Below are 18,414 nucleotides of genomic sequence, written 5' to 3'. Positions count from 1 at the left end.
ATGGGACCTACAGGGCTCGAACCTGTGACCCTCTGCTTGTAAGGCAGATGCTCTCCCAGCTGAGCTAAGATCCCATACAGATTTCAAACTGCTTTATTAATATAAACGTTTCGGTAAATATTGTCAAGCACTTTTTTCTAAAATTTAGAAGAAGACTGTCGCATTTCAAAAATCTATATGACAGTCTTCTTCATCTTTCTTTTTATCTTATTTTGACTCTACAATTGCTTTATTCCAATTATAATCAATCTTTATATATCCCGGCGAAACAACGTTAAGGATTTTTTCAAAAAGATAATTATGTGAAAACTGTGTACTCATCTTGCCTTCCTGATACAACTCGTCTGCAACAGAATATACCGTCAATGTATCTACATCACTATAAATATATTGCCCATTTTTTAATTTTGCATAAACCCTTACTGAAATTTTTTGGTTAAAAAAGTCCGATGAAACATTGCCAAACATCATTGTCATTGTGTAAGCTTCCATATCTGTATCATCTTTTAATTCTAATGGTCTCTTTCCATTTTCTGTAGCTTTATAAGCCAATACATATTGGCTGTTATTTTCCACTGTCATATCATCAATCGTAATATAATCCGAGAGTCCGTAAATCATTCCAACTTCTTCTGCCTCATCTGCAACATCTTTTATGGAATAAACCGTCCGAAAGCCCTCTAAAGTTGTACTAATCTGATATCCATTTACAGCCAATTCCACTTGTGTCACTGCCGGTTCTTCAATTGTTTCCCATACCCCCATTTCATACAATGAATACCCATACTGTGTTCCTCTTCTGGTTCCAATCATTCTTACATAACGTGCTTCCTTTGGTTCTTCTAGCGTAATTTGCACTATCTTTGCTGAAGCAGCCCTCACCATAGATACTGTTGTCCAATTTTCAGCATCATCGGACACCTGTATATAATATTTCTGAGCATATGCACCTTCCCAGATAAATCCAACTTTTTCTATCTTTTTACGACTTCCCAAATCTACATACAGCCATTGTGGGTCAGCATAATCTGTCTCCCATCTTGTGCCTTTATTTCCATCTGTCGCATAACTTGCCTTTTGCCTTTCATTAGAAGCATATGCATTACATCCTACGGCTATATTACCGTTCTCTTTTGAAAATACCTCTGCATCTACCTCCGTTCCCGTCACTTCCTTCAATCCTGTCTTATCAATTTCATCATCTGCATCATAATAATCCCCTGCCACAGATGTATATTTTGTCTTTCCTGTTATATCTGCAACAGCCTCCCTCACTGCATGAGTATAATAATATCCATAGCTTGATATATCGTTCAAAAGTTTAGCATCATATTGTACCGCTGCATCTCCTGAATAAGCAATGTTGCTATTTATGATTTCATTCATCGCCCTCTGATTCGAATCATTTATGGCTACCTTCCCTGCATCCGGAAATAGAGCATAATATACTGCACATGCGGATATAAATGTACCTATTGCATGAGGATGTTTTTCATCATCACAATACCACGCCACATCCGGATATGTTTCATATAATGTATAGTATGCTTCCCCTGCCGGAGCCAGCATTGCTCCTAATTCTCTTGCAGTTTTTATATAATTATATGTAAAATATGGCAATTTACTGTTATTTCCTGTAAGTTCTCCCTTCACCGGCCAAGGCATATACAATATAACCTTTGCCTCCGGATTATATTCTTTTACCATATCATTAAGCGTAGCTGCACCTTTTATTAATTTTTCTCCATCAAAAGACCCTACAATATCCTGTAAGATAACCACATCATACGCCCCCGACTGTATTTCTGACACAGTCTGTGAAAATGTACTGTGATATATCAGATTTTTTCCACCTTGTGTTGAAGCCTTGCACTGAATAATCTTTCCCTGTTCCTTTGCAAAACTCTCCACGACCTTACAAAGTGTATTATAATATGTCATACTATTTCCAACAAATAATACATTCATTATATCCTCTTCCTCTCCGAGCAGCCGACTGTCATCCGTCTCATATACAGATAATTCATACAGAGAACAATAATCTGCATAACTTTCTACAAGAATCCTAACAAATCTTGTATTGCTTCTTGGAAATGTGATAGATTTTGACGCCAGTTTACCATCACGCACCTGCGCCACCGTTCTCCATGTTAGCTTTTCAATATCAGAAGCATTTGTCACTCCCTCTGTCTCTGCCGCCACCTGTACTTGATAACTTATAGGATACGCATTTATATATTGCCCATCCGCACCCGGAGTAAGAATAACTTTATTTACATCATATACCTTTCCCAAATCTACCGCAAACCAAGGCGTTTTATCTCCTCCATCTGTATTTGCAATAATAAAATTTGTACCTGTTGTATTTCCATTTGTAAGGTTATTCACGCTAACCGGAGCCATCGCTCCATTTCTTAGATTGGAACTTGCATATCCCTTTACCTCACTGTGATTTGTCTTCAATGCCAAATCATCTGTATGGGACCCAAAGAGCGTCGTGTCCCCCTCCCCGGTTGTTGTCTCCTCCGGCTTTTCATTTATAGTTGTTGTCTCTTCCGGCTTTTCATTTCCAAAAATCCTTATGGAAAGAAGACTTACTGTGCCTGTCGTCCCTGTATTATCTCCGTTTGTTCCTGTTCCCATACATGCAGCTTTTTCAAAAACAATTTTTACACTTCTTGCGGTATATGTGCTTTCAAATGTAATCTGATCACCACTGTCACTCACATTTTCTGCATTTTTTATTTTTGCCCCACGATAAATAGTTCCCTTTGTACAGGAACCTGCCAAACTCCACTCTATATTTCCTGCATTCGCTGCGCTCACCTGTTCTCCGGAATAATAAACATTATAACTTTTACAATACGAATCATAAAAATTAGCATTTGTTGACCCTTGATAAATCAATGCACTGCTAATATCGTAATTCTTTCCCAAATCAACATAAACTGCTGCCTCTTCTGTTGTAGCAGTTATTCCTAAAAGATTATTTCCGTTTCCCAGATTTTCATTGCATACATTTATCGCCGAAAAACCATTCCCCACATAAAGAAATCCTTCTCTTGGCGTATTGGCATTCGAAGTCATAAACGTGTAACCATTTCTTCCATTGGCAACATTTTTTAACGTATCTGCTCCCTGGCTTATCAGTGGAGCATAATATAATCCACCTGCCAGCAGACAGACACAAAGCATCGCAGAAATAATTCTCCTCATTATTTTTTTCATTGTTATCCTCCTTTTCTTTTACATTTACTAAAAATCCTGACTTTTCTTATTTATAATTGTAACGGGTTTCTTTAAAAAACTGAAATACAATTTTGGCTATAATATATATCCTTAAATATATATACTCTCAGCATTTTTTTCCTTTATATTCTTTTTTTATTGCGTATTTGTCATTGTTTTCGTAACATAATTATATTATTATAGATATATATAATATTTATTTTCACACAATACATGAACGAATTGAAACAAACATTAAGGAGAGTTTTATGGAATTACTACAATTAAGATATTTTATAGATGCCGCCCGCTTAGAAAATTTTTCAAAAGTGGCCCGTAAAAATTTTGTCCCCCAGCCTTCTATCAGTAAAACAATTGGCAAACTGGAGAACGAACTTGGAGTGAAACTGTTTGACAGAAATGGAAAGAAAATATCACTAAATGAAAACGGAAAGTTTTTTTATGAAAAAGTTAATACTGCTCTTCAAAATATCGATGAGGGAATTAAGCACCTTAAGACTCCCCAACGCTCCAACATTTACATTTATATTCAGGCGGGGAACCGTTTTATTTCCATGCTTACGGCAGACTTTCTAATATCTACAAAAGATATTTTTGTTTCTTCCGTAAACCGAATGAGCGAGGAAAACAAAAACAGCTATGACTTTACTTTTATGCAGCTTTTAAATGATATGAAAAATTTTAATTATGAGAAACTAATGGAGGACGAAATTGTATTAGTTACTTCCGCCAGTCACCCCCTCAGCATCCGAAAAGAAGTAAGTATTCGGGAACTATCAGATTACCCCTATGTAGCACACTATAAATCTATGAATTTACGGGATTTTACAGATGCATTCTGTATGCGTGAAGGCGGTTTCACTCCCGGAGTTGTTTTTGAGACAGCCGATGACCAGGCTTTGAGATATATGATTCGTAAAAATAAAGGCATAGCGCTTATGCCGGAAAAACTTTTTTGTCTGCAAAATTCTTCAGATTATCAAATAATTAAACTAAAAGAAAAGACATACCGAACTCTTATTATCGCATGGAGCAAAGACAAAACTCTTTCCTCCCACGAAGAACAATTCCTATCTTTTACCAAAAACTGGTTCTTTGAAATAAATCATTAATAATACCTGTCTGTATGATTGAAATTTAATACAGACAGGTACTATAATCACCTAATTTTTCATTGTTAACTGAATACGTTTTCTATCTTTGTCTACACTCAACACCCTCACTGTAACGACATCACCTACTGAAACAATGTCTAAAGGATGTTTAATAAATTTATCGCTCATTTCTGAAATATGAACCAGACCGTCCTGATGAACCCCAATATCTACAAATGCACCGAAATCAATAACATTTCGCACAGTTCCTTTGAGTTCCATTCCCTCTTTTAAATCATCAAAATCCAGAACATCACTTTTTAATACCGGTTTTGGCATCTCATCTCTCGGGTCTCTTCCCGGCTTTTCCATTTCCAGAATCATATCTTTTAATGTGATTTCATCGGTTCCAATCTCTTCTGATACAATTTTATAGTCTTTTATCTCCTTGGAAAGTTTTACATCCCCGGAAATAATATCCTCTGTTTTATAGCCATATTTCTTTAAAAGCTTCTTTGCCGATGCATAACTTTCCGGATGTACACTCGTATAATCAAGCGGTTCCTTCCCATCCCGAATACGCATAAATCCCGCACACTGTTCAAATGCTTTTGGTCCTAATTTGGATACTTTCAATAAATCTTTTCTTGTTGTAAACTGACCGTTTTCTTCTCTATATTCTACAATATTTTTAGCAAGAGTCTTATTGATTCCCGAAACATATACCAGCAATGGTGCAGAAGCAGTATTCAAATCTACTCCTACATTATTCACACAATCCTCTACTACATTTCCCAATGTCGCCTCCAACTTTTTCTGGTTCATATCATGCTGATACTGTCCCACACCAATTGCCTTTGGCTCTATCTTAACCAACTCTGCCAGTGGGTCCTGTAATCTCCTTGCCATAGATGCGGCACTTCTCTGTCCAACATCAAAATTAGGAAATTCCTCTGTTGCCAGCTTGCTTGCCGAATAAACAGATGCGCCCGCTTCATTTACTATAATATACTCTACTCTCGTCGGACACTCTTTTATAATATCAACAATAACTGCTTCAGATTCTCTCGATGCTGTTCCATTTCCAAGAGAAATCAGACTGACATTATATTTTTTTATAATTTCGAGAACTGTTTTCTTTGATTCCTCCACTTTGTTTTGAGGCGCAGTAGGAAAAATTACTGTAGTATATAAAACTTTTCCTGTTTCATCTACTACGGCTAATTTACATCCTGTACGAAATGCAGGGTCCCAGCCCAAAACATTTTTTCCGGCAATTGGTGGCTGCATCAGAAGCTGTTTCAAATTCTGTCCAAATACACCGATTGCACCGTCTTCTGCCTTTTCTGTCAGTGCATTTCTTATTTCTCTTTCTATCGCAGGTTGAATCAGTCTTTTATATCCATCCTCTATTGCCTCTTTTATAATTTCCGTAAAATTTGATTTTCTTTCTATTACAGATTTATTTAACGCAGAAATAATAATATCATCCGGCATTTCAACCTTTACGGTTAGCACTTTTTCCTTCTCTCCCCTGTTAATAGCCAAAACCCGATGTCCCGGGATTTTGTTTACACCCTCTATATAATCATAATAATTTTCATAAGGAGTTTTCTCTTCCGGATTTTTTGCCTGAGATACTATCTCACCATGTTTCATCACAGTATTCCTGATAGCCTTTCTAAATTCAGCATTATCAGAAATCATTTCCGCAATAATATCCTTTGCCCCCTGTATTGCCTGCTCAACTGTCTCAACACCCTTTTCTTCATCTATAAAAGCCTTCGCCTCATCCTCTACACTCTTATCACTCAACTGCGCCATAAAAATCATTGCCAACGGCTCTAATCCTTTAGCCTTTGCCTCTGTCGCCCTTGTCTTTCTCTTTGGCCTGTATGGTCTATAAATATCATCCACTGCCACAATTGTTCTGGCCGCTTCAATTTGCATCAATAATTCAGGTGTCATTTTCCCCTGCTCCTCGATAGAAGCAATTACAGTAGATTTCTTTTCCTCCAGATTCCTCAGATATTTTAATCTCTCATCTAAAGCTCTCAACTGTTCATCATTCAATTCTCCGGTGACAGGCTTTCTGTATCTGGCAATAAACGGTATTGTATTTCCCTCGTCTATCAGCTTTACTGCCGCCTCTACCTGCCACAATTTTACCCCTAATTCTTCTGCAATTACTTCATTTAAATTCATTCGTTTTCCTCCTATTACAAGCTCTTTGACTTTTCGTTTTTTGGATGTTATACTTTTTTTGTGATATGTGCCTTACAGACAACATATCTATTTTAACAGATTTTTTCATTTTGTGTGAAACAAAATTTATCGGACAGAAGGTAACTTATGAACAGAATAAAAAACGAGCTTCGTAAGTACAAACACGCATGGCCTCTGCTATATGTCTTTATATATATGCCATGGTTCATTTTTTTGGAAAATAAAATACCTGCCACTTATCCGGGATTACACATTATACACTGTGCAATTGACGATATCATTCCCTTTTGCGAATTATTTGTCATCCCATACCTCTTATGGTTTTTATATATTCCGGCAGTTTTTGTTTTTTTATTCTACCATTCCAAAAATGAATTTTATCGTATTTGTGCCTATGAATTTACAGGTATGACGATTGCCCTTTTGGTATGTACCGTTTATCCCAACGGTCTCGAATTAAGGCTCTCAGAAATAACAGGAAATAACATCTTAACTGATTTAGTAAGATTTTTATATGACAGCGATACACCGACCAATGTATGTCCAAGTATACATGTTTTCGCTACAATTGCTGCACATATTTGTCTGATAAAGAGTCCTCATATGAAAGAATTAAAACCGAGACAAAATATCAAACGCATATCTCTTGTGCTCTCAATACTGATTTGTCTTTCGACAATGTTCTTAAAACAACATTCAGTTATTGATGTTATCAGTGGATTCGTCCTTGCTTTCGTACTTTATTTTGTTGTATTCCATTGGTGGTTTAAAAATGTTAAATTTCCGGCTCCTATTGTAAAAGACCCACATCAGCATCAGGTACTATATTTCCTAAACAAAAAAAAGAAATAGAATTTTCGCTTTTAAATGCGATTTTCTATTTCTTTTTTAATTTAATTAAATCCAAAAAACATATTTGTTATTTTATATCCCAGAACAGAACATTGTCTTCCTATTTTACCCGGAAGATTCATTGTACGTCCTAAAATGGATTTTCTAACCCTTTTGTATAACTCCGGATTGCTCTCTCTTAAATCTTCCCACAATTTGTCTTTATCTTTCAATCTCCGTTCAGAGCCTTCCCGAATAGATAATATAGAAGATACGCACATCATCATATCAAAATAATGTACCATTGCCTCATCTGTATTCTTGTTTTGTATAGGTGACTGATTATAAATCTCAAGCATTAACTTTGTAACACGATACTGCTGGTCTAATCTTTTTATCATAACAGATTCATGTACAGACTGGTCATCTCTTCCTATAAAATATTTATAAAGACATACATCCAGATAATAAATATTCTTTACATATGGCAATGGCTGAAATACATAAATATTATCCACATAGAAAGTATGTTTTGGAAGAACCATGCCACATTCTCTTAATACTTTTGTTCTATAAATAACAGAATGCATTAGAAGATACTGTGTCTTTCCAAATTTCAATTCATCCCATCCAAACATCCTATTTACGGGCATAGCATTTTTATATCTCATTATTTTTTTATGTTTTACGCCCTGTTTGTCATACATAAAATTTGAAATCAGCATATCCAGCCCCGCATCCTTAGACACCATATCTTCCAACAAATCCAGAACTTTCTCCAATGCCTTTTTTCCAAGACAATCATCGCTGTCAAGAACTTTAAAATAAAGTCCTGTAGCATTTTTTATTCCTGTATTGACTGCCTCACCATGTCCACCATTTTCCTGGTGTACAACTTTAATTATGTCGGGGAATTTTTCTTTATACTTATTTGCAATTTCTAAAGTATTATCGCTAGAACCATCATCTACAACGATAACCTCCACTCTTTCTCCTCCTGTTAAAGCACTTCTAATACTTTTTTCCATATACTCACTTGAATTATAGCAAGGTATGGCAACTGTTAATAACTTCATGGTTTTCTCCTTCAATTTATATAATTTATTTTTACAACATTTATTTATCCCGCCTCTGATAATAAAATGTATTTTCCATGTCAACTTTCTCTTCTTCCTGCAAGATATCAATATTTTGTTCTATTTTGTTATTAATATTCTGTTCAATATTTTCATTTTCTATATTCATATTATTTATTTTTTTAGGTCGCACAATAGCATAGATAACTGCACCTGTTATAAATGCCAAAAGCCCCATTACCAATATTGTTATAAGCAGACTGAAAATGTATTCACTCTGTTTTATTGTTTCCAGACTTTGTTCTACTTCTGTAGAAGACGCATCTCCTGCCCAGAATGCAATCAGCAGCGAAAAACAGTTTGCTGATATATGCAAAATTATAGGTGCGATAATTGATTTATATTTTTCATAAACGAACACACACATGAAACCTATTATAATTGCATAAGGAGCCTGAATCCAGTTTGCATGAAATACTCCAAACAATACAGAGGATATGATTGCAGCCGGTATCATTCCTGCTATTTTTTTTGTTCTCTTATATACAAGCGCCCTAAAAATCATTTCCTCTACAATCGGTCCTACAACTCCGGCTGTTATAAACTGTATTATAAGACTGCTTCCATAAATAGCTTCTGCCGTTCCACTATAACTTTTAATCATGAACTCCGGCATAAACATCTGAAGCAATGCTACAAACATATTTGCCCACATCATATTAAATATTCCAAAAGGAATAATCAGCAAATATTTAAGCGAATGAACCCGCTCGTATTTTTCATAGGTATTTCTCAAAATATCTTTTTGGGTATCTCTTCTGTATAAGAATAACATAACGGGTATTGTCAGGATGCCTGCAATCATTGTAAGCAATAAAACCTGTCCGTTGACTTTATCATATAAATAATTTGTAAGCTCAACATCACCGGTAATTCCACTCATCATTCCCTGTACTGCAATACCTATCATTAAGACAATCATAATTACATATGTAATTGCCAGATAAATCAGCATGGGATAAATAATCCCCCATATTCTTCCCACCGTTACTTTTTCTCTCTTACGACTTTTCATCCGTTATCCTCTTTTCTTTTTCTAATAAAAATTCTATCACTTCCATTGCCGTATCTGCAACCGCCAATGCTCCCAGTTGTATCATTTCCTCCCTGTCACCAAATCCGTAAGCTACACCCAGAGAAGAAATTCCCACCGCATTGGCTCCACAGATGTCAAAACTGGTATCTCCTATCATTATATACTTTGTTCTATCTTTTATCTCAATCTCTTCAAACAAAGCCTCTAATACCGACTGCTTACTCTGCCTTGGTCCAATCACATCAGCACCCATGACTTTGTCAAAATATTTGTCTATTTTCAGAAATTTAAGCACTTCTTCTGCCATAGGCTGTGGTTTTGAAGTGGCAACCGCAAGGTATTTCCCTGCATCTTTTAGCTCTTGTAACATTTTATCTACATTTGGGTAAATATCTGTCTCGTATATTCCAATTGGGATGTATCTTTCCCGATATAGTTCTACTGCCCGCATTGCCTCTTCATCACTAAAATTATATTTTTCCTGAAATTCGTCCTTTAACGGCGGACCTATAAAATGCTTTAAATTGTCCAGACAATCTTCTTCTATTCCCATTTTTTTTAGAGAATACTGCACAGATTTTGTAATGCCTTCTTCTGAATTGCTCAATGTGCCATCTAAATCAAAAATAATTACTTCGTATCTTTCCATTTGTTCCTCTTTAATGTGTTAAATAACAGTTCAGCCATCAGCTCGAATCCGCACTTTCGTGCTGCTTCTCGGCTTCTTTTCAGTTCAGCCATCAGCTCAAATCCGCACTTTCGTGCTGCTTCTCGGCTTCTTTTCAGTTCAGCCATCAGCTCAAATCCGCACTTTCGTGCTACTTCTCGCTGTGGTGGTTCACCATATGATATAAAATGAATTGGGCAAATAGCCTGCGAGCAGTCTTTTGCCCAATTCATTTTATATCGCATGGCTGAACTGTTTCAAATTTTCCCACTATTATATCGCAAATGATACTTGTTTTACAACCACTTTTGTTTTATACTAATGAAAGAGTTTATTAGGAACAGAGCATTTTCCATTTTGGAGATTGGCGAATGCTTTTGTTTATAACTTGCTGGCACGCTTTTTGCGTAAAGCTTTGGGAATCACAAAACATTTTCCCACAAAATAAAAATGAGAGGTACAGAAGGATGAGTCAGGCAAAAGTTGATAGATACAAACAGGAGAAGTACAATCGTAAAAATGTAAAAAAGAAATCTAATGTGAAAAAAGTAGTTTCTTATATCATTGCTACCCTTGTCGGTGTTGCTTTTGTTGTATATATCGGATACTCAATTGCAATTGCTACAGGTCTGTATACCCCACCTGTTACTACTGTTCACACACAGTTAAGCAAAGAAGAGTTAGAGAGCCTTAGAAACACATTAATTCAAAGAGGCGATACAAACGTAAAAGGGGAAACATCAGTTTCTACTGATACTACTACACAGGCTCAGGAATCTTCCACAGAAGAGACCACTGCTGTTGAAACTACAGCTGAAGCTACAACAGCAAAGTAAACACATTTTTAATAAAAGAAGATGGATTTGCATTTTGCAAATCCATCTTCTTTTTTTATATACGGATTACATTCTGTCAGGTGCCTCAAATCCTAACAAGTTAATACATGTTTCCAAAACTTTTTTCACCAGACTGATTAGAGCAATATAACCTTCTTTTTTATTTTCATCTTCTTCTGATAAAATTTTTGTTCCATGATAGAATCGGTTAAATGCATTAGACAAATCATAAATATAAGAACATATCTTATGTGGCGCTAATTCTTTCGCTGCATTTTCGATAATCTCATTTGCTTTTGCCACTTCAAGCATCAGGGCAATCTGCTCCGGATTATCACATGTATTCACAGCAATATGCTGCATATTTCCATTTTCTGCCTTATATTTTTCTATAATTGATTTTATACGGACAATCGTATACAGAATATATGGTCCTGTATTTCCCTCAAATGACGCAAAACGGTCAATATCAAAGATATAATCCTTCGAAGCCTGATTTGACAAATCCCCATATTTTAATGCCGCTAATCCAACAATCTTTGCTGTATTCTTTGCCTCTTCTTCACTCACTGAGCGGTTTTCCATGATTTTATGATACACAGCATCATTTATCTGTGCGATAAGATTTTCAAGGCGCATAACTCCGCCTTCTCTTGTCTTAAATGGCTTACCGTCTGCACCATTCATCGTACCAAATCCAATAAAGATAAGCTCTGTTTCCGGTTTTACAATACCTGCCTTTTTTGCCACACGGAAAAACTGTGTATAATGCAAATCCTGACGCTTATCCGCAAGATAAACATACTTATCCGGTTTGAAGTCCTGTTCTCTCTGTACCAAAGTAGCAATATCTGAAGTAGCATAAAGTGCCGCTCCATCCGATTTTCTCACAATACAAGGTGGTAATTCCTTACTGTCTCCCTCCTCTGCGATATCAACAACCAAAGCTCCCTGGCTCTCATAAGCGAGTCCTTTATCCACCAAATCCTGAATCAAATCCGGAATATATGGCTGCGCATCACTCTCCCCCTTCCAGAGGTCAAATTCCACATCCAGGTTATCATAATTCTTTTTTAAATCGACCTTGGAAACATTCATAATATGTTTCCAAATAGCAGTATATGGAGCATAACCGCTTTGTAATTTCAGAGTAGCTTCCTGCGCTTTCTCCTTAAATGCTATATCTTCTTTTGCCTTTTTACTTGCACAAGGGTATATCTGTTCTAACTCTGCAATATCAAACGGCGCTTCTTTCGGAAACTCTCCTGTATAATTCTCATCAAAATATACTAAGTCCGGTTTTCGGCATTCTAATTCCGTAATAATTAGTCCCATCTGCAATCCCCAGTCACCGAGATGAACATCACCAATCACATGATTTCCCAGATATTTTGTAATACGTTTTACACTTTCTCCAATTACTGCCGAACGTAAATGACCGATATGTAATGGCTTTGCAACATTTGCTCCACCATAATCTACAACAATCGTCTGAACATTTTTATTTTCACATCCTAACTTTTGCGCACCTGCCATCTCATTAAGATAATCTGCAATAAATTTATTATCAAGATTTATATTAATAAATCCCGGATTTACCGCCTCAACAGATGAAAACTTATCATTCCCCTGCAACAGTGCTGCAACGTCATTTGCAATCATTATTGGAGCTTTATGATATAACTTTGCACCCGCCATCGCCCCATTGCACTGATACTGGCACAAATCAGGTCTGTTGGATGTTCCTACTTTTCCTAATTTCCTGTCATAGCCACACTGCTCAAATGCATTTTCAAATTCCTCTGTAATTAATTCTAGTATCTTCTTCATGTAACGTTACTCCATTTAATTTTTTTGATAAAAACAGTTCAGCCATAAACTGATACCTTTATGGCTAAACTGTTATATTTTATAACTCAACTCCATTTAATTTCAGCAGCTCTCTTGCCGAATCTACCGAATCTACACCTGTTTTATTTTTTATTGGTGCAAATTCCTTTTCTCTTACCACCTCATAAGCAAGACAATTATCCATCATATGAACCATATCAAGCACTAACGTTTCAAACTTATAGCCATTTTCTGTTTCCGGTTTTATCTTTTCTCCACTTTCATTCAAATATGGGACTTTCTTCTTAACAACATGTACAATAAGATTATTATTCAAATTTTTCTCTAAATCTTCCATGTTAAACAGATAATTTAAAATAACGCCATACTTATATGCCAACTCTCCATTATCTCTTGTCTCATATCTCATATCCTCCGTCAACTCGTAATACTCCACAATCGAAGGCTTTCCATCTTCTAAACACAAAACTCCGACCTTTTCCTCCGGAGTTGCTTTTGAAACAACCTTGGAAGCTGAACGATATCCACCGTCTATCATTGCTCCTACAAAACATGGGTCAGCCATTCTCTGACATACATTATCTACAGCAAATATATTAATATATTCCACGCCTGCCTCTTTTGCCTTCTTTGCTAATCCTGCATTGACAAAAGATATAAACCAGCCGCCATTTCCATTCGGTGAAGTTGAAACTCTATCCTTATCCTCTAAAAATATTTTACCGTCAAAAGATGCTGCCGGCGCCATTTCCTGAATAAAAAATTCCACATAGTCTCTATCATAACCGAAATAATTCATTTCTTCAAAAAACTGAATCGTATCATCATTATTCTTTTCACTGGTCATAATATAGAGCGGAACCCATGCTCCTGTCTGATTGACTACATCCATTAAATTGTTTATTAACATTTCAAAAATATATAAATCCTTTGTCAGACCTATATTATACATTCCCTTTGGCTTGTCCGAACCGAGTCTGGTCCCCATTCCACCTGCCAAAAGAAGAGCTGCAACCTTTCCTTCTCTGATAGCAGATACACCAATATTTGTATATTTTTCCCTATTCTTTTCTATATCATCTATAGATACCGCATCGTCCAACGGGGTAATGACACCTTTCTTTGCCTCTTCATTATCCTTTATCAGATTTAACAACTCAAAATCAATTCCCTCAATCTGATTTAATAGCGATATCTTTTGGTCATCTTCAAGTTCATCATAATACTTTAACAATTGTTCCTGGTCATATTTTCCAAGAATTTCCTTTGCTTCACTATAATTCATTGTTCCTCCCTGCTACCTGCAAACCACACAGATAATTATTTTTTAATATATATGCATCCTAAACCCTTTCAAAATTTCAACTGCATACATCTATAGAATAATTTATTTTTACTTATTATGCAAGGTTTTCATGTGATATAAAACATCAATGCAGCTTTGGTATCTTTTTTCAGGATTCACCATGGTACACTTTTTAATAATTTTTTTCAACTTTCCCTGAATTTTAAAGGATTTTTTATTTGGGGCATATTTTTTTCCTGTTCTCAGATAAAACATTGTCGTACCAATTCCATAAATATCTGTTCGTATATCTGTATTATAAATACTGATTCCTTTTTTATTCCCAAACTGTTCCGGAGCTGCAAACCCCACGCTTCCCACAGCAAACTCATCTGCCGCAACATCTCTGCTGTATCTTTTGGCAATACCAAAATCGATTAACTTTATTCCGCCATTTTTCTTTAAAATAATATTGGAAGGTTTTAAATCTCTATATACAATGGGTGGTTCTAAAGAATGTAAATAATATAGCCCACTGCATACCTGACTCATAATAGAGAAAATCATTTTTTTAGACAATGTTTCTCCCGTCTCAACATAAGTCTTAAGATTAATACCTTCCACATATTCCATTACAAGAAAAAATGTATCCTTTTCTTTTATTATATTATAAATTTTTGGAAGGACCGGATGAGAGCAATGTTTCAAAACATTTAACTCATTTTCCATTCCTTCCAATAATCTTTTCTCATCCGCCGGATTAGATGTCACATAATTTTTCATGGCATAAATTTCACCTGTATGTAAGTCTTTCACCTTATATACATCAGAAAATCCGCCATTACCGATGCATTCGCATATGTAATATCTTCCTCCTACAACACCATTGATTACGTTACCCTTTTGACGATTCATATACACACCTTTCCGATGTGCTTCCCTCCAAGTCGCCTATATCCAACTGCTTTGCAGCCGCTTAAATTTATTCCGATAAGTTATAGCGTAGCAATATCAACCAAAGTCAGATTTTCTTTTGCATCGCTTTCCAAACTTGTAAGCAATGCATCCACTGTATCTAAACTTGTAAAACAATTTACACCTGTCTCAATGGAGGTTCTTCTGATTAAGAAACCGTCACGACTCTTATCACGTCCCTGTGTAGGTGTATCAATTACAATATCTATCTTATGTTCTAAAAGCAAATCCATAACGGTCGGTGCTTCCTGATGTATCTTATTTACCATGATAGCATCCACTCCATTATCCCTAAGGACATTGGCTGTACTTCTCGTTGCATAAACTTCATAACCCAATTTTTCAAAGCGCTGTGCAAGCGGAATAACTTCCTGCTTGTCCGCATCTTTTACAGAGATAATTACCTTCTTATGTTTTGGAAGAATTACTCCTGCTCCTAAGAAAGCTTTATACAACGCCTCATTAAATGTCTTTGCAATTCCAAGACACTCACCTGTCGATTTCATCTCCGGTCCTAAGCTTGTCTCTGCACCACGGATTTTTTCAAATGAGAATACCGGCATCTTAATTGCATAATATTCTGCATTTGGCTGTAAACCGGGTGTATATCCCAATTCCTTAATAGTATGTCCAATAATACACTTTGTAGCAAGTTTTACAATAGGAATACCCGTAACCTTACTAATATATGGAACCGTTCTCGACGAACGTGGATTGACCTCAATAACATAAACCTGACCATCACACACAATAAACTGTATATTAATCATTCCCTTTACATGAAGTGACATAGCAAGCTTTTTCGTATAATCTTCTATCGTATCAATTATTTTTTGAGATAATGTATACGCAGGATATACGGAAATACTATCACCTGAGTGAACACCCGCTCTCTCAATATGTTCCATGACACCGGGAATTAATATATCCGTTCCATCACAGATAGCATCCACTTCAACTTCTGTTCCCTGTAAATACTTATCTACTAAGATTGGATGGTCCTGTGCAATTCTATTAATGATTTCCATAAATTCTTCTACTTCTTCGTCACAGGTAGCAATCTGCATTCCCTGACCACCAAGAACATATGAAGGTCTAACCAGTACCGGATAACCAAGCTTATTTGCAACTTCTTTCGCCTCTTCTGCTGTAAACACTGTTCCACCGGTAGGTCTTGGGATACCACACTGTTCCAAAATTGCATCGAACAGCTCTCTATCCTCTGCCGCATCCACATCCGCAGCATCTGTTCCAAGAATAGGAACTCCCATTTTCATCAATGCCTCTGTAAGCTTAATTGCTGTCTGACCGCCAAACTGTACTACCGCTCCGTCCGGTTTTTCTACATTTACAATATTTTCCACATCTTCCGGTGTGAGTGGTTCAAAATATAATTTATCTGCAATATCAAAGTCTGTGGACACTGTCTCCGGATTATTATTGACAATAATAGTCTCATATCCTTCTTCTTTAAATGCCCATGTACAGTGAACGGAACAGAAGTCAAACTCAATCCCCTGACCGATACGAATCGGACCTGAACCAAGAACCAAAACTTTTTTCGGTGGATTGGTCTCTGCCGCTTCGTTTTCTCCACCATATACAGAATAATAGTATGGTGTAGCAGCCTCAAACTCTGCCGCACAGGTATCAACCATCTTATATGCCGCAACGATATTATTATCATAACGCATCTGCTTGATTTCTTCCTGTGTTTTTCCTGTAAGTCTGCTGATAACTGTATCCGGGAACTCAATTCTCTTTGCTGCTCTCAATAATTCAACCGTCAACGGTTCATTCTTCAATGCATTTTCCATTTCAACGATTATGGCAAGTTTATCTATAAACCACTTATCAATCATTGTAATATCATGGATATGGTCATAGCTTACACCACGTCTCAGAGCTTCCGCAATCACCCAGATACGTCTGTCATCTACTTTATGCAGCATGTCTTCTAATTCATCATCCGATAATTCAGAGAAATCATAATCCATCAGACACTCAACATGCTGCTCCAGAGAACGAATCGCCTTCATCAATGCACCTTCGAAGTTATTACATATACTCATAACTTCTCCGGTAGCCTTCATCTGCGTTGTGAGTTTTCTGCTCGCAGTGATAAACTTATCAAACGGGAGTCTCGGTATCTTAACTACACAGTAATCCAATGTAGGCTCAAAGCTGGCATATGTTTTCTGAGTAATTGCATTTTTAATTTCATCTAACGTATATCCCAACGCAATCTTTGCCGCAACCTTTGCAATAGGATAACCTGTAGCCTTTGATGCAAGGGCAGATGAACGGCTCACACGGGGATTTACTTCAATAACACAATATTCAAAACTTTCCGGGTGCAATGCATACTGAACATTACATCCTCCGGTAATATTTAATTCATTAATAATATTTAACGCTGATGTACGAAGCATCTGGTGCTCTTTATCACCGAGAGTCTGAGAAGGAGCAACTACAATACTGTCTCCTGTATGTACACCAACCGGGTCGATATTTTCCATATTACATACTGTAATACAGTTTCCTGCTGAATCGCGCATTACTTCATACTCGACTTCTTTCCAGCCTGCAATACATCTCTCCACCAAAACCTGACCTACACGGCTAAGTCTCAGTCCATTTTCAAGAATCTCTACTAACTCTAACTGATTATGTGCAATACCACCACCGCTGCCACCCAGCGTATATGCCGGACGAAGAACGACCGGATAACCAATTTTATTCGTAAACGCAACACCATCTTCTACGTTTTCGACAACCAATGACGGTGCGCAGGGCTCTCCGATTTTTTCCATTGTCTCTTTAAATTCAAGACGGTCTTCTGCCTTTCTTATTGTCTCGGATGTAGTACCTATCAATCTGCATCCATGTTCCTCTAAAAACCCTGTCTCAGCAATTTCCATTGCCAGGTTCAATCCCGCCTGACCTCCAAGTGTCGGCAAAATACTATCCGGTCTTTCTTTTTTAATAATCTTTTTTAATACCGGAACTGTCAAAGGCTCAATATACACCTCGTCAGCAATATCTTTATCCGTCATAATCGTAGCAGGATTGGAATTTAAGAGAACGACTTCAATACCTTCCTCTTTTAAAGAACGGCATGCCTGCGTTCCTGCATAATCAAACTCTGCTGCCTGTCCAATTACTATAGGACCTGAACCAATTACTAATACTTTTTTAATACTGAAATCTCTAGGCATTTTTCTTCAA

13 protein-coding genes and 1 tRNA gene are annotated in these 18,414 nt (G+C 36.6%); 3 read left to right on the top strand and 11 right to left on the bottom strand.

Annotation, left to right across the window (positions count from 1 at the left end):
- Position 1: 1 nt before the first annotated feature.
- Together Q5O86_RS03395 and Q5O86_RS03390 are read right to left on the bottom strand one after the other, a co-directional pair.
- Positions 2 to 74: transfer RNA gene (locus Q5O86_RS03395), tRNA-Val, on the bottom strand.
- A gap of 133 nt (positions 75 to 207) precedes the next feature.
- Complete coding sequence (locus tag Q5O86_RS03390; RefSeq protein WP_302625743.1) at positions 208 to 3,228, bottom strand: discoidin domain-containing protein; 3,021 nt, start codon at positions 3,226 to 3,228, stop codon at positions 208 to 210.
- 269 nt (positions 3,229 to 3,497) lie between these two features.
- Here Q5O86_RS03390 and Q5O86_RS03385 point away from each other — a divergent pair, with 269 nt between their 5' ends.
- Positions 3,498 to 4,361, top strand: coding sequence for a LysR family transcriptional regulator (locus Q5O86_RS03385; RefSeq protein ID WP_302625742.1), 864 nt, complete (start codon positions 3,498 to 3,500; stop codon positions 4,359 to 4,361).
- A 51-nt stretch (positions 4,362 to 4,412) separates the two neighbouring features.
- On the opposite strand, the gene Q5O86_RS03380 is transcribed toward Q5O86_RS03385, so the two are convergent.
- A complete protein-coding gene (locus Q5O86_RS03380; protein WP_302625741.1) occupies positions 4,413 to 6,548 on the bottom strand; it encodes a Tex family protein in 2,136 nt (711 codons plus the stop codon).
- A 147-nt stretch (positions 6,549 to 6,695) separates the two neighbouring features.
- On the opposite strand from Q5O86_RS03380, the gene Q5O86_RS03375 reads away from it, so the two are divergent.
- On the top strand, positions 6,696 to 7,421 hold the full coding sequence (locus Q5O86_RS03375; protein WP_302625740.1) for a phosphatase PAP2 family protein: 726 nt from the start codon (positions 6,696 to 6,698) through the stop codon (positions 7,419 to 7,421).
- Positions 7,422 to 7,462: 41 nt separating this feature from the next.
- On the opposite strand, the gene Q5O86_RS03370 is transcribed toward Q5O86_RS03375, so the two are convergent.
- The 4 genes from Q5O86_RS03370 to Q5O86_RS03355 are packed head-to-tail and all read right to left on the bottom strand — an operon-like array spanning position 7,463 to position 10,472.
- Positions 7,463 to 8,476 carry a glycosyltransferase family 2 protein gene (locus tag Q5O86_RS03370; protein ID WP_302625739.1) on the bottom strand — a complete coding sequence of 338 codons (1,014 nt, stop codon included), beginning with the start codon at positions 8,474 to 8,476 and terminating at the stop codon, positions 7,463 to 7,465.
- Positions 8,477 to 8,516: 40 nt separating this feature from the next.
- Positions 8,517 to 9,551 carry a CPBP family intramembrane glutamic endopeptidase gene (locus Q5O86_RS03365; protein WP_302625738.1) on the bottom strand — a complete coding sequence of 345 codons (1,035 nt, stop codon included), beginning with the start codon at positions 9,549 to 9,551 and terminating at the stop codon, positions 8,517 to 8,519.
- A complete protein-coding gene (locus Q5O86_RS03360; protein ID WP_302625737.1) occupies positions 9,538 to 10,221 on the bottom strand; it encodes an HAD hydrolase-like protein in 684 nt (227 codons plus the stop codon). Before Q5O86_RS03360 ends, Q5O86_RS03365 begins: the two co-directional genes overlap by 14 nt.
- A complete protein-coding gene (locus tag Q5O86_RS03355; RefSeq protein WP_302625736.1) occupies positions 10,203 to 10,472 on the bottom strand; it encodes a hypothetical protein in 270 nt (89 codons plus the stop codon). Before Q5O86_RS03355 ends, Q5O86_RS03360 begins: the two co-directional genes overlap by 19 nt.
- A 234-nt stretch (positions 10,473 to 10,706) precedes the next feature.
- Between Q5O86_RS03355 and Q5O86_RS03350 the strand changes: the two genes are divergently transcribed.
- Positions 10,707 to 11,075, top strand: coding sequence for a hypothetical protein (locus Q5O86_RS03350; RefSeq protein WP_302625735.1), 369 nt, complete (start codon positions 10,707 to 10,709; stop codon positions 11,073 to 11,075).
- A gap of 66 nt (positions 11,076 to 11,141) precedes the next feature.
- Here the strand turns inward: Q5O86_RS03350 and argS are convergent, their stop codons facing one another.
- From argS to carB, 4 genes are all read right to left on the bottom strand, one after another.
- Entirely contained in the window at positions 11,142 to 12,905 is a 1,764-nt protein-coding gene (gene argS / locus Q5O86_RS03345; RefSeq protein ID WP_302625734.1) for an arginine--tRNA ligase, read from the bottom strand.
- 79 nt (positions 12,906 to 12,984) lie between these two features.
- Entirely contained in the window at positions 12,985 to 14,211 is a 1,227-nt protein-coding gene (locus tag Q5O86_RS03340; protein WP_302625733.1) for a UDPGP type 1 family protein, read from the bottom strand.
- A gap of 108 nt (positions 14,212 to 14,319) precedes the next feature.
- A complete protein-coding gene (locus tag Q5O86_RS03335; RefSeq protein WP_302625732.1) occupies positions 14,320 to 15,126 on the bottom strand; it encodes a serine/threonine-protein kinase in 807 nt (268 codons plus the stop codon).
- Positions 15,127 to 15,206: 80 nt separating this feature from the next.
- On the bottom strand, positions 15,207 to 18,404 hold the full coding sequence (gene carB, locus Q5O86_RS03330) for a carbamoyl-phosphate synthase large subunit (protein WP_302625731.1): 3,198 nt from the start codon (positions 18,402 to 18,404) through the stop codon (positions 15,207 to 15,209).
- Between the last annotated feature and the right edge of the window lie 10 nt (positions 18,405 to 18,414).

It is taken from the genome of uncultured Eubacterium sp., from assembly GCF_937958975.1.
Taxonomy (GTDB): domain Bacteria; phylum Bacillota; class Clostridia; order Lachnospirales; family Lachnospiraceae; genus Eubacterium_G.
The sequence above is the reverse complement of the archived record's forward strand: the minus strand, read 5'-3'. Positions and strand labels throughout refer to the sequence as shown.

Excerpts from the sequence above, each read along its gene's own strand:
- argS (WP_302625734.1), bottom strand. The coding sequence starts at position 12,905 with ATGAAGAAGATACTAGAATTAATTACAGAGGAATTTGAAAATGCATTT.
- Q5O86_RS03360 (WP_302625737.1), bottom strand. The coding sequence starts at position 10,221 with ATGGAAAGATACGAAGTAATTATTTTTGATTTAGATGGCACATTGAGC.
- Q5O86_RS03340 (WP_302625733.1), bottom strand. The coding sequence starts at position 14,211 with ATGAATTATAGTGAAGCAAAGGAAATTCTTGGAAAATATGACCAGGAA.
- Q5O86_RS03380 (WP_302625741.1), bottom strand. The coding sequence starts at position 6,548 with ATGAATTTAAATGAAGTAATTGCAGAAGAATTAGGGGTAAAATTGTGG.
- Q5O86_RS03355 (WP_302625736.1), bottom strand. The coding sequence starts at position 10,472 with ATGAATTGGGCAAAAGACTGCTCGCAGGCTATTTGCCCAATTCATTTT.
- Q5O86_RS03370 (WP_302625739.1), bottom strand. The coding sequence starts at position 8,476 with ATGAAGTTATTAACAGTTGCCATACCTTGCTATAATTCAAGTGAGTAT.
- Q5O86_RS03335 (WP_302625732.1), bottom strand. The coding sequence starts at position 15,126 with ATGAATCGTCAAAAGGGTAACGTAATCAATGGTGTTGTAGGAGGAAGA.
- Q5O86_RS03350 (WP_302625735.1), top strand. The coding sequence starts at position 10,707 with ATGAGTCAGGCAAAAGTTGATAGATACAAACAGGAGAAGTACAATCGT.
- Q5O86_RS03375 (WP_302625740.1), top strand. The coding sequence starts at position 6,696 with ATGAACAGAATAAAAAACGAGCTTCGTAAGTACAAACACGCATGGCCT.
- Q5O86_RS03390 (WP_302625743.1), bottom strand. The coding sequence starts at position 3,228 with ATGAAAAAAATAATGAGGAGAATTATTTCTGCGATGCTTTGTGTCTGT.
- carB (WP_302625731.1), bottom strand. The coding sequence starts at position 18,404 with ATGCCTAGAGATTTCAGTATTAAAAAAGTATTAGTAATTGGTTCAGGT.
- Q5O86_RS03385 (WP_302625742.1), top strand. The coding sequence starts at position 3,498 with ATGGAATTACTACAATTAAGATATTTTATAGATGCCGCCCGCTTAGAA.
- Q5O86_RS03365 (WP_302625738.1), bottom strand. The coding sequence starts at position 9,551 with ATGAAAAGTCGTAAGAGAGAAAAAGTAACGGTGGGAAGAATATGGGGG.